The 12,326-nt window shown below is 55.5% G+C and carries 12 protein-coding genes; 11 read left to right on the top strand and 1 reads right to left on the bottom strand.

The genetic code is table 11. The annotated features are described in order from the left end of the window. Positions 1–22: 22 nt before the first annotated feature. The 3 genes from AB4Y89_RS09700 to AB4Y89_RS09690 are packed head-to-tail and all read left to right on the top strand — an operon-like array spanning position 23 to position 2,840. Positions 23–886 (top strand): TadE family protein, encoded by an 864-nt coding sequence (locus AB4Y89_RS09700; RefSeq protein ID WP_442300722.1) that lies wholly within the window; start codon positions 23–25, stop codon positions 884–886. Next, complete coding sequence (locus AB4Y89_RS09695; RefSeq protein ID WP_442300721.1) at positions 883–1,344, top strand: TadE/TadG family type IV pilus assembly protein; 462 nt, start codon at positions 883–885, stop codon at positions 1,342–1,344. Before AB4Y89_RS09700 ends, AB4Y89_RS09695 begins: the two co-directional genes overlap by 4 nt. A gap of 11 nt (positions 1,345–1,355) precedes the next feature. Further along, positions 1,356–2,840 carry a TadE/TadG family type IV pilus assembly protein gene (locus tag AB4Y89_RS09690; protein ID WP_442300720.1) on the top strand — a complete coding sequence of 495 codons (1,485 nt, stop codon included), beginning with the start codon at positions 1,356–1,358 and terminating at the stop codon, positions 2,838–2,840. A 406-nt stretch (positions 2,841–3,246) separates the two neighbouring features. Here AB4Y89_RS09690 and AB4Y89_RS09685 read toward each other — a convergent pair whose 3' ends face one another. Beyond that, positions 3,247–4,650 (bottom strand): hypothetical protein, encoded by a 1,404-nt coding sequence (locus AB4Y89_RS09685; protein WP_442300719.1) that lies wholly within the window; start codon positions 4,648–4,650, stop codon positions 3,247–3,249. Positions 4,651–4,908: 258 nt separating this feature from the next. Between AB4Y89_RS09685 and cpaB the strand changes: the two genes are divergently transcribed. The 8 genes from cpaB to AB4Y89_RS09645 all read left to right on the top strand — a co-directional run bounded on the left by cpaB (position 4,909) and on the right by AB4Y89_RS09645 (position 12,250). Continuing rightward, on the top strand, positions 4,909–5,763 hold the full coding sequence (cpaB, locus tag AB4Y89_RS09680; protein WP_442300718.1) for a Flp pilus assembly protein CpaB: 855 nt from the start codon (positions 4,909–4,911) through the stop codon (positions 5,761–5,763). Continuing rightward, entirely contained in the window at positions 5,760–7,310 is a 1,551-nt protein-coding gene (locus tag AB4Y89_RS09675; RefSeq protein WP_442300717.1) for a type II and III secretion system protein family protein, read from the top strand. The genes cpaB and AB4Y89_RS09675 overlap by 4 nt, the downstream gene beginning before the upstream one ends. Before the next feature lie 2 nt (positions 7,311–7,312). Then, the gene (locus AB4Y89_RS09670) at positions 7,313–7,750 is read left to right on the top strand and encodes a DUF192 domain-containing protein (protein ID WP_442300716.1); all 438 of its coding nucleotides are present in this window, start codon (positions 7,313–7,315) and stop codon (positions 7,748–7,750) included. A 398-nt stretch (positions 7,751–8,148) separates the two neighbouring features. Continuing rightward, positions 8,149–8,346 carry a Flp family type IVb pilin gene (locus AB4Y89_RS09665; RefSeq protein ID WP_442300715.1) on the top strand — a complete coding sequence of 66 codons (198 nt, stop codon included), beginning with the start codon at positions 8,149–8,151 and terminating at the stop codon, positions 8,344–8,346. Between the two features lie 162 nt (positions 8,347–8,508). After that, positions 8,509–8,703 carry a Flp family type IVb pilin gene (locus AB4Y89_RS09660; RefSeq protein WP_442300714.1) on the top strand — a complete coding sequence of 65 codons (195 nt, stop codon included), beginning with the start codon at positions 8,509–8,511 and terminating at the stop codon, positions 8,701–8,703. 112 nt (positions 8,704–8,815) lie between these two features. Beyond that, positions 8,816–9,877 carry a glycosyltransferase family 2 protein gene (locus AB4Y89_RS09655; protein ID WP_442300713.1) on the top strand — a complete coding sequence of 354 codons (1,062 nt, stop codon included), beginning with the start codon at positions 8,816–8,818 and terminating at the stop codon, positions 9,875–9,877. A 2-nt stretch (positions 9,878–9,879) separates the two neighbouring features. Further along, on the top strand, positions 9,880–11,511 hold the full coding sequence (locus AB4Y89_RS09650) for a hypothetical protein (RefSeq protein WP_442300712.1): 1,632 nt from the start codon (positions 9,880–9,882) through the stop codon (positions 11,509–11,511). 16 nt (positions 11,512–11,527) lie between these two features. Then, positions 11,528–12,250, top strand: a complete 723-nt coding sequence (locus AB4Y89_RS09645) for a class I SAM-dependent methyltransferase (RefSeq protein WP_442300711.1) — start codon at positions 11,528–11,530, stop codon at positions 12,248–12,250. Positions 12,251–12,326 lie beyond the last annotated feature (76 nt).

Raw genomic sequence — 12,326 nt, 5'->3', positions numbered from 1 at the left:
CCTCCCTGAGAACGGACAGCATATGAGAGCGATTTTGGAGTGGCTGGTATGGCCAACATTTCGAGAAACCCGAAGGGCAGAGCGGCGGAACGATGTGCCGCTGGTGGCTCACTACTGGGACGGCGGTGCCCCCATGGCGCATAAGGTACAGGAGATCAGCACTGACAGGCTCTACCTGGTGACCGACCAACGCTGGTACCCCGGCACGCTGGTCATGCTGTCGTTGCAAAGAGAGGACGTTTCCGCAACAGATCCGGACCGCGTGATTGTGGTCAAGGGACAAGTAGTGGGCTCAGACGAGAATGGAGTCTCCTTCGCTCTTGTACTACCGGAAAAGAACCCGCGTGACCTCACCAGAGAGGCTCTTCCCGGAGGTGCGGACAGAAAGACCTTCCGCCGCTTTCTGAAGCGTCTCCAAGAAAACCGCGGACAGGCATTGATCGAGTATGCCCTGGTCCTGCCCCTGGTCTTCCTGCTCATCGTCAACCTGGTTAATTTCGGCGGCTTCTTCTTCGCATGGATTGGGGTAGCGAATGCCGCTCGCGCCGGCGCCGATTATGCCATCCTTGGCGGAGCCTCAGTGGGAGCACCTGGCGTACCTTCTACGACTCAGATCACCACGCTCATTCAGCAGGATGCTTCCTCGCTCCCTAATGCGGCAAGCCTGAGTGTAAGCGTCTGCACCAATAAAAATGGAACGATTACTGGATCCTGCACCACGCCCCCATCCGATCCGGAGGCGGCGAGTTATGTGCTGACCAGCATTGATGTGACCTATACCTACGTTCCGTTTATCTCCGCGTTCCAGTTCCCTTCTCTTCACATCTACGCGACGCTGCCTCCGACGACGATCCATCGCCGGGCGGTCATGAGGACGATCCAATGAGAATTCAAGCCATTCGGCGTTTGCAAAAAGATGAGGGGAGCACCCTCATCGAATTCAGCCTGGTCACCTTCATGTTCATCATCGTGTTGGCGGGTGTCGTGGAGATGGGAAGGATGGTGCTCGTATACACCACCGTGGCGAATGCGGCTCGAGCCGGCGCACGGTATGCCATCGTTCACGGTGGAGATCGGACAGGATCTGGCGTTGACGGACCAAGTGGACCGGGAAGCCCATGCACATGCACGCAAGTCACAACCATCGTCAATAACTTCGCCAGCGCCGGCCTGGTCGACACCACCAAACTGACAGTCACGGTGGGCTACCCCAACGGAAGCAACGTTGCAGGTAAGGCGGTGACGGTTACGGTGAGTTATCCCTACGACCCACTCATTCCGTACTTCAGCACGATTCTGAATGTAACCATGGGGAGCACCAGCAAGGGAATTATTACCTTCTGAGGAGTTACGTTATGCGATTCAAAGAGGAAGATGGACAAGCGGTAATCATCGTCGCGCTTGCAATGAGCATCTTTTTGATCGGCGCCATTGGGCTGGGAATAGATGGATCTCATCTGTATTCGCAACGCCAGATGGCGCAGACGGCAGCAGACGCTGCCGTTACCGCGGGTATGATGAGTGTCTTCAACAGCACCAATACCTCAGGTGCGGCCGCGTTTTCAACATCAGGCTCTTTCACCTGTGGCACAAGCGACGCTAAAACACCTTGCGTCTATGCGCGCAATAATGGCTTTGGCGGTTCTGCCAGCGATACTGTGACCATCGACTTTCCTGGCGCCAGCGGCGCACCGGGAGTAAGCCTGGCGACAGGCTATCCAGTGAACGTTGTTCGCGCCACGGTGAGCCGAAACGTGAATACGTTTCTGGTAGCCATGATCGGGCAGACGGCGACAACAGTGCAGGCAACGGCCACGGCGGCCATCGTTAGCGTAGTCTCCCCGGTTCCCATCCTTGTCACGCATCCAACGATGGCGAGCTCTCTGTCCCTGCAAGGCACGCCTTCGATCAAGATCTGCGGTGGCCCCAGCCGTAGCATTCAGGTCAACTCCACCTCTACGACGGCAGCCTCCACCGGAGGCAATTCCTCCATCGATCTCTCCCACGCCGGCCCGAACGATACGAGCGGAAACTGCACCACGGGAACAGGAGCCGACCTCGGAGTAACAGGCGGACCAACCACATCTCCCAGCGTAAGCTACGGAACCACCGGGCACTATGTGGAACCAGATTCCTGGATGCAGGATCCTCTCGCGGGCGTCTCGCCTCCCAATGTGGCGACTCTTCCAACTGCACCGGCTCCGGCAGCGCTTGCAAATGGCACCAGCGGATGCCCGGCATCTCCCGGTAAGGCCTGCATGCTCTATTCGCCTGGCATCTACCCGACCGGAATTGATGGAAAGAACTCTACCCCCGTGATGAAACCGGGAATCTACTACATTCAGAGCAAAGGCATGGCCTGCTCGGCAAACTGCGACATGTACATGGCTACCGGGTTTACTGACGGATCTACCGGTACCAATACAGGTTGGAATGGGACGGCTGCCGGAGGCGGCATCATGGTCTACAACACAGGAACCGGCATTTTTGACCTTGGCGCCAATGGCACCATCAACCTGATCGGTTCGCCATCTGGATCTGCCTATAAGGGCATTCTCTTCTTCCAGGACCGTACCGCTGCCGCGGCTACACATAAACTGGGTGGCGGTGGAGCGATGACGCTGGTTGGGACCATCTACCTGACCAATACCCGCACTACCATGCTGGGTAACGCAGCTCAGTTCCAGCAGCTCAATCTACAGGGCGGGTCGGGAAGCGGCACTCTGGTTCAAGGAGAGATCATCGTTGGAGCCTTGCAACTGGGTGGCAATGGCACCATCACGATGAACCTCAGCTCCCTTGCAATCTATAACGTCAATGAGGTCGCACTGGTGCAGTAGGCTGGCACACGTAGTGACCGCGAAGCGAGGGCGTATCGACAGATCTGTCGATACGCCCTCGTTTTACTAGTGTGCTGTTTCTAAAGTTCGTGACATCTTGGGTAGGATCTGTAGATCGCGGCGCATAGTACAACCACTTCGCATCGCAGGTGCGAAGTGATTACTTAAGGGGACGGCGCTGCTCCCACCCGATTCGAGCGAGGCTCGAACATTTCACCTATACAAAATTGCCCGCGGGCCAAGGCCTTTTTCCGCAGCCTGTGGAGCCGTGCCCTTAAGCGAAACGAAGCGCCTTTGGCGCTTTACCGATACGCCAGATCTCACACTCGGAAAGAACTCCAACCAGTCGCCGCCTTTACTCACACGAAGAATGATGCAACGAGAGGATATCGTTTCTGCCTACTCACTACTCTGCTTCCTCAGGAATGATCAACAGGACTTCGACCATCGAAACATGTCCATCCTGCAGCGCAGGCCGGAACTGCCACTGTTGCAGGGCATCCAGCAGGAACTTCGCCTGCTGGAATCCTGCGGGAAAGACAAGAGCCAGCTTTTCGAAACGACCCGTCATGTTAATGAACCCGTGAATGAGGATCGCGTCTGCGTCATAGTCAGTAGAAGCGAGATGAGGCCGCAGCATATCGTAGGGCCAGGGCGCGTCCGGCCGTGCGGTGCTGTTGACTGCAGTCTCTCCTGCTGGTGGAAGAGAGTACTGCAGGATCCAGCTCTTACTCCCGCCAACACGAAGATACGCTGTGTACACCACGCGATCGTGCCAAACACCTTCGATCTCCGGATAACGCTCCGCCAAAGGCGATCCAACAACGATGACACCGAACTTGCCGTCTTTCGGCTGCGTGATGTGAGTCAGTGCCGGCTTGTCATTTACTCCTGAACCAGCCACTGCACCGTTCTGATCCGCAGCGCCAGGAGTGCTGGCCTGCGCGATTGTCGGCGTGCCTGCGGCTCCTGCTCCCTTACCATTTTGATCTCCGGTGGCACCGCCACTACCACTGACCATGGCCTTGTCTGGACGGCCGGGTGTAAGCCCATCGTGAGCGTTCGCCACCACGGCTTGATTCGTCAGAGGAATAGCCACCGGACCATCGCTCTGCAACGCCGACAACGAAATTACCTGCGCAGGCGTTGGCTGCTCCATCTGGGTAGAGGCTGTCATCGGAATCTGTTGTGGCGCCGGTTCAGCACTACGCACAATGATCGGGGATGTTGTGCCTGCAGGAAAGATCGGGGCCTGGACAGGAAAAGGGGTCATCGTCATGCTGACGTCGGCCAGATTCGGCTCCCGATTCGGCTTGATCAGCGCGGGCCGCGTCGTCACAACAGTAATCTCCTGCGAAGGTGGAGCAACAAGGATTCGGTTCGGCGTCTCCTCCGCAGACCACAACCGGACGAGCGGAATTGGCATAGGCTCTTTCACGACGAGACGTGGCGGAGCATCTGGCTGCAGCAGCATTTGAGACTGCGATGGCTGCGCCGGCTGAACCGGAGCCGACATCACCGGCGCGGCGCCGCCGGCCATCAGCTTGTGAGCTTCGCCGTGTGTAGCCGTTTGCATCTCGCTGCCGTTGATTGTCAGCCGTCGGAACTCGTCGACCCGGGTATTTTTCAGGAGCCGGACGGTATAGCGTTCTGCAACAGGCGCATAGGGAAGCCGAAGCACATGCCGCGAAGCCGTGAAGAGAACGGCAAATCCAATCCCATGCAGCAGAAACGAGATCACAGCTGCAGATGGAGGAGTGCTGGAAGAAGGCTGTTCAGAGAAAAGCGTCGTAAGCGTACTCGGCCTCATGATGGTTGGCTCCGCGATTTTGGACAACTGCAATGTGTCAAACAAGTGCAATTCCCAGACCAACCCGATCCTCTTTGAAATCACGCAAAATGGACACCCTGTATCTACGCGATGACACCAGCTTTGCCATTGGTATACAGATGGTCACACTTCCGTCGCCTTTTGGCAGGCAAGCTATGACTTTTTTGGCATAGCAATTGCGACATTGGGTTCCGAAGGCAAGCGACTCACAATCTGCCTTCGGATAGGTTCAGCCCAATGAATAAAAGAGTGGTAGTCATTCTCTTCAGTGCATTCATCGTCGCGGCTATCTGCAGCTTGCTTGTATCTCGCCTGGTTGGGAAACGCGTTTTGGCGTCGCACTCGAATATGACGCGCGTCGTTGTCGCAACCACAGATATCAAGCTGGGCAGTGTCCTTCGCGACGTCGACGTAACTTTCTCTGAGATTGCCTCGCCTGCACCCAAGGGAGCAATTCTCAATCTCAAGGACGCAGTCGGTAGAGGAGTAGTCTCCAATCTCTACCAGAACGAGCCTGTACTCGATAGCCGCCTGGCCGCATCGGGCTCAGGTGGTGGACTGGCTGCAACCATCAGCCCCGGTATGCGCGCATGCGCCGTCAAGGTGGATGACGTCGTCGGCGTTGCCGGCTTCGTGACACCTGGCATGCGCGTCGACGTTTTGATCTCAGGAAACCCGCCGGGAACACCAAATCCGGTTGAGGGCCCGAAGGTGAAGACACTGCTACAGAACATCGAGGTTTTATCCGCAGGCACGGACATCCAGAAAGATCAGGAAGGAAAGCCGAAGCCGGTGCAGGTCGTCAACCTTCTGGTCACTCCGGAGCAGGCAGAGAACCTCAGTCTGGCAAGTAACCAGACCCACATCCAGTTGGTCCTGAGAAACCCTCTCGACACCCAGATCGCTCAGCCTCCGGGCACGGTGATGGCGAACCTCTTCGCCGATAAGAACAGCCCCGAGCCACCGAAGCCGCGAACAGTATCAGCGCCCCGCGTGGTTCGTACAGCGGCCCCACAGGTCTATCTCGTTCAAGTCTTCAATGGATCAAAACGTACGGAAGAAAAATTTGTCTCAGATGAGGTTAAAAAGTGAGAGACACCTTTATTATCGCTTGCTTATCTTTTCTGTCTTGTGCCGTCTGTGCCGGAACGCCTGCGTATGCACAGGCGAGTGGAACACCCGCGGCTGCTACCGGAGCCTCAACGCAGGATTCTGCAAATGATCTGGTAGTCTCCGTCGGCAAGTCCGTACTGGTTGACAGTCTTCGTTCGGTAACGCGGGTCGCAGTTGGCTCCGCTGACGTCGCCGAAGCTACCGCAGTAAGTCCTTCCGAGGTCATGATCAATGGCAAGGCTCCTGGAGAGACTACGCTCATTGTCTGGCAGGCAGGAGGCGCCCGGCAGTTCTTCAACGTGAAGGTCTACAGCGGCCGTTCCGACGCTGGTGACAAGTTGGAAGCCCTACGCCGCGAACTCAGAACCGAGTTTCCCGGCCAGGCAGTGCGCGTCAGCTCCGAAGGAGGCTCTATCTTCCTTCGCGGCACGGTGAAGGATCTCGACAGCTCCAAGCGGGCCGTTCAGATCGCATCCACCGCCGGCAAAGTGGTTAACCTGCTGTACGTCGACATGCCTGCAGCCGAACCGCAGATTCTGTTGAAGGTGCGCTTCGCAAGCATCGACAGAACCCGCGGCCAGCAGCTTGGCATAAACGTCTTCAGCACCGGCGCCACGAATAGTATTGGTACTGTTACGACGCAGCAGTTCGCACCGCCGACGTTTGTCAGCAACCCGGACGGTACACAGAAGTTAGTCCTGTCGGATCTGATGAATATCTTCATCTTCCGTCCCGATTTGAATCTCGGCGCGACTCTCCAGGCGTTGCAGACAACGGGCGTATTGCAGGTCCTGGCGGAACCTAATGTCATGACCGCCAATGGAAAACAGGGAAGCTTTCTGGCCGGTGGCCAGTACCCGTACCCCGTTATCCAGGGCATCACCGGAACCGGAACAGGAGCGATCACGATCCAGTTCAAGGAGTTTGGCGTCCGCCTGGACTTCATCCCAACAATTACACCTCGCGGGACGATCCGGCTTCAGGTTGCACCCGAAGTCAGTTCTCTCGACTTCGCAAACGGAGTAAGGTTATCCGGCTACAATATTCCGGCAATCAACACGCGCAAGGTCAGAACCGAAGTTGAGCTTGGCCAGGGTCAGAGCTTTGCAATCGGCGGACTGCTCGATAATCGCGAAACCAAGAACCTGTCGAAGATTCCTTTCATCGGGGATGTCCCGGTTCTTGGCAAGCTCTTCCAATCCATGTCAGTTACTAAGTCAAATACGGAGTTAGTGGTTATCATAACTCCGGAAATCGTGAACCCGATTCCGGCTGGAGCACCCAAGCCGGAGATCAAGTTCCCGGATAAATTCCTGCCTTCGATCTCGGGCACACCAATGGAAAACCCGAGCTCTCCCGCAGGAACAACCCCTCCGCCAGCAACCATTGCAGTTGAGAAACTGGTTGAGAGCATGAAGCCAGGGCGTACGTTGCAAACGGAAAGTATGTCTCCCGTAGCCGTGTATAACTTCACGAACAACGGGGAGACAGACAATCCACAACAACCAGCAAGTCCACAGCAATAAAGATGGAACATAGCGCCATGGCTCTTCTCAAATGGATCTCGGGCATTTTCGCTTCACACGCGGAGAGGCCCGAGATCCATTTAATCGTCAAAAATACGACACGTCACACTGAGTTAGCTCGATGCATCGACGTGGCAGATACAAGCAAGACCCGTAGAAAAGGCCTGCTTGGCCGAAAGCAATTATCTACGGGAGAAGGTCTGTGGATCGTGCCCTGTGGTGGGGTTCACACGTTCAGAATGCAATTCTCGATTGACCTTGTCTATCTAAGTAGAGATAAGCGAGTAAGAAAAATAAGACATAACGTGCCTCCCTGGAGGATTTCATTATGCCTTCTCGCTCACTCCGTACTGGAATTAGAAGCCGGCTCTGTCCGCAGGAGCGGAACGCGCCGCGGCGACCGGCTTGAATTACCCCTGGCGCCTAACAAGAGCGTCTAAATGTGTCCAAATATGACTTACGATCTCATCACGACAAACAACATTGCGAATTCCGCATTGTTGTTTCCGTTTAAGCTGTTAACGGCCTGTCTTTATTGCTCTTTGTGGCATTTCATTGAGCAGATTTGCGCCTCAGCGCCGACAACTACACTTACAAAAAATGCCGTCGTAGATGTCAGCAGAGAAATGACAACTGTTTGCACACTTAGAACGCCAGAGCGGCATTATTCCGCCTCAATATCCTGCCTAATTGCCCCGCTGGAGTCCGCTTCACGCAATTTCCTGGCTATTTATCGGCATATTACGCCTGGCGAGAATGGCACCTCAGTTGCTAGATACAAGATATAAAGTCAACCAGTCTTCGACTGGGAAAAATCAAGAGAGTGGAGGAACTAATCATGAAGAACAAAATGTGGATGATGTACCTGACGGTAAAGGATGTTCTGAGCAACGAGGACGGACAGGATCTTATCGAGTACGCGCTGGTGGTAGCACTGATCGCCTTCGCCGCTACGGCCGGAATGTCGACCCTGGCAACCGATATCAATACCGCGTTCACCAACATCGGCACGAAGCTTACCACGTATACCGGCTGATTCGTAGCGGTAGGTATTGCAGGGCTAGCTGTACCTGATTTTCACTGCGGGATTCTGAGGGGGAGGCGCTTAAGGTGGCCCTTCCGTGCTCTCCCTACTCGATTCCAAAATGCTCAAAATCCCGAACGTTTGAAACTAAACATTCAGAGGAGAAACATCACAATGAACGAATTGAGAAAAATTGCTGTTACGGTTCGGGCCTTCCTTCTGAGGGACGAAGGGCAGGATCTTATCGAATACGCTCTGGTGGTTGCACTGATCGCCTTTGCCGCTACTGCCGGAATGTCGACCCTGGCGGCTGATATCAATCAGGCGTTCAACAACATCGGCACGACGCTTACCACTTACACGGGGTGATCGCCTGGCCGGCTCTCGGCCAGGGCATCACCTTTCCTTGCAGTAGGGTCTATTTGCTGTATCTTTCTGCCTCAGGTCAACGGGCTCATGCAGAACACTTAGGTGAAATGCCATGCTTCTTTCGGTTGTGGTTCCAGTACTCAATGAAGCGGAAACAATACCGTTGTTTCTCCCGCGTCTTCGCGCCGCACTGCACGGCCGGCTCTGGGAGGTTATCTTCGTGGACGATGGAAGCACCGATGCGACATCGGAGATTCTTGGAGAACTCGCCTCGAACGATCCATGTGTAAAGGTGCTCCGTTTTACTCGTAACTTTGGCCATCAGGCGGCCGTCACGGCGGGACTGGACTTCGCCGATGGTGATGCCGTAGTGGTCATGGATGTAGACCTGCAGGATCCACCGGAGCTGCTGCCGGAGATGCTCGCACTGTACGAGCAAGGCTATGACGTTGTTTCGCCACAGAGGATCTCCCGTGAATCGGAGACCTGGTTCAAACGGTGGACAGCGGCTTTGTTTTATCGAACCCTCTCGCGGATTTCCAACCATCAGCTCGCCCAGGATGTTGGAGATTTTCGACTCTTCAGCCATCGAGCGGTTAATGCCATCCGCTCTCTTCGGGAAGAACACCGGTACATGCGCGGCATGATTGCATGGCTGGGAATGAAAGAAGCCATTCTTCCCTTTCGGCGCTGTGCCCGCGCAGCAGGCGAGACTAAGTATCCGCTCGCCAAGATGCTTCGTTTTGCGTGGACAGGCATTTCATCGTTCTCCGCATTTCCACTGCGGATCAGCATCGCGGCCGGCAGCTTCCTTGGCGGAGCCGGTTTTCTGTACCTCCTGTGGGTGCTGTATCTAGCACTTTGGACGAAGACACTTATCCCTGGATGGGCATCGGTTGTCGCCATGCAGTGCACATTCTCAGGGATGCTTCTACTCGCCCTGGGCGCCGTCGGAGACTATGTCGCCCGCACCTATGAAGAGACCAAAGGCCGGCCTCTCTATGTCGTGAACGAAACTTCCAACGTCTCCTCGCCGCAGCACGGGCTTACGCGTGCGGTGCTTCTGGAAAAACCTCAGCCGCGAAAGGCGGTTGTGATCGGCGCTGATGAAGCTCCCGATCAGAGTATCGAGGCAGAGACAACGTTGAACGCACTCACGAGCCTGCGAGCATAACAATGCCTGTCGACACTTCCAAAGACATCGTTGATTGCAGCATGGATAGCGAGCTGACGTCCGTGCCTGCAGTAAAGCCAGTCCGGACGCAAAAGCCGGCCCAGGCGAGCTCCAGCAGACAGCTTAAGGACCTTGTTTTATTTACATTCTGGGCCTCCTTATACATCTTGCCGTTCATGCGCCTCTTCCTTCTTGGCTCCGATGAAGGAACACTGGATTATGGGGCAATTAGAGTCGCGCACGGCCAGGTCTTTGCGCATGACTTCTTCGAAGTGATCGGGCCGGGGACGTTCTATTGGCTTGCAGGCTTCTTTAAGGTGTTCGGAGAGACCTTTCTTGCAAGCCGCATATGTCTATTCTTCACGTCGATAGGAACGGCGCTCGCCATGTATTTCTTATCGCTCCGCATATGCAGAACGTCCCCCATAACTCCCAGCATCATCCTGGCGGCAACCTGCTTCGGAGGCCTTTGGCCGGCCATCAGCCATCATGGAGACAGCAACTTCTTTGCATTGGCCGCGGTTGTCTGCATGGTTCTGTGGCGGGAAAGGGGTAACAGAAGCCTGTTACTCCTGGCCGGTAGCCTTGCCGGCGTCACAACCTGCTTTCTTCAACCGAAGGGGCTCCTCTTATTCTGCGCGTTTCTGGTCTGGCTCTTTGTGCTGAAACTCCGCCGTACCGCTTCCCTGTCTGCTATGGCGTTACTCACCGGAAGCTACGTCAGCGTGCTTGCAGCCGTCGCACTTTATTTCTGGCACAAGGGGGCGCTGTCGGATCTGATCTATGTCAACTTTATCTGGCCATCCCAGCACTATTCGACGGTCAATGCCGTCCCCTACGCTCACGACATTCTTTCAAACTTCTGGGATCACTGGGTTGTCAGAGCAAAGGGCTTCGGATGGACAATCCCAATGGCGGCTGTTCTGATTACGCCCTTGCTGTTTGTCATCGCGCTCCCGGGCTTACTCGCGGTATTGGGTGCGCGGTTTCGGTGGAACCTGGCCAGGAATGAGATCCTGCTCTACTGGCTTGCCGGAGCCGCACTATGGCTGGGGGAGATTCATCGTAAGGATGTCACTCATCTCGTCTTCGGATCGCCGTTGCTAATGATTCTGGGTGTCCATTTTATCGACGAGTACCGGGCACCATTGGCAGTCATGGCACGGCGCCTCCTGCTGGTCTGTTCAGCCAGCCTCGGCATCTTCAATCTTCTTTGTCTGCTTTTGGCCTCGCACTCCATGACAACGCGCGCCGGCACCATCAGGACGTTCAAAAACACCGGCGTTTTCGCCGCCGTGGAAAAGTATGCCGCTCCCGGAGAAGAGATCTTCGTCTACCCATATGCGCCGAGGTATTACTTCCTGAGCGCTACAACCAACCCTACGCCTTACAGCATCCTCGTTTACAACTACAACACCCCGTCGCAGTTTCAGGAGGCGGTGCGAATTCTGGAGGAGCGCAAGGTTCGATATGTCATCTGGGACAAGAACCTGGAGCAGGTAACCTCGGTGGTCTTTCCTTCATCGACTCATGTGGCCCCTGGTGATTTCATCGTGGAGCCATATCTGGAATCGCACTACCGGCTTGTACAGGTGGTCGACGGCTTCCGGATTATGGAACGGATAGAACGCTGAAATGAAAAGGAATAGTATGGCGGCGAACGAGAAACTATCTCCAGAGTTCGATCTGTATGCGGCGTCGTACGATGCGTTGCTGGAAGACCCTGTCAGGAACCGGTTCGCGCGCGGGACGCACTATTTCCACCAGAGAAAGTGGGGCCTGATTCAGGATTTCCTGCACCGTGCAGGATTGAATACAAGCTCGCTTCGTTGGCTCGATGTAGGTTGCGGCAAAGGAGAGTTGCTGGAGTTAGCCGGAAGCCATTTTGCATGGGCAGGCGGTTGCGATCCATCTGCCGCGATGCTTGATTCCGGCACCCGCTTCGAGGTGCGCCAGCAGCAATCGCAGATCGAGCTCCCGTTTGATACCAGCTCAGCAGACTTCGTGACGGCAGTGTGTGTGTACCATCATGTTCCACTGGCAGCGAGAAAGCTGTTGATGAATGAGATCAAACGAGTCCTGTCGCCCGGGGGACTGGCCTGCATTATCGAACACAATCCCTGGAACCCGGTCACACGAGCCATTGTCAGTCGATGCCCGGTAGATGTCGACGCCGAACTTCTTACCGCGAGAGACACACAAGCGCTGATGAGAGGTTGCGGCTTTACACCAATTCTTTCTGACTATTTCCTGTATCTTCCGGAGCGCCTTTATTCTCGTATGGCTTCTCTCGAGAGCTTGCTTGCAAAGGTCCCGCTGGGCGGTCAATATGCTTTGCTGGCGCGGTCGCCTTATCTGGCTTCACTTGGGTGAGTGCACATCCCTTTCGCCAGTCTCGTCAACCAACGTCGCAAGGAGTATCGTTGTTCGCCGGAGCGCGCCTGGAGCA

It is taken from the genome of Terriglobus sp. 2YAB30_2 (assembly GCF_052114765.1).
GTDB lineage: Bacteria > Acidobacteriota > Terriglobia > Terriglobales > Acidobacteriaceae > Terriglobus.
This window is presented reverse-complemented; position numbering and strand designations above follow the sequence as displayed.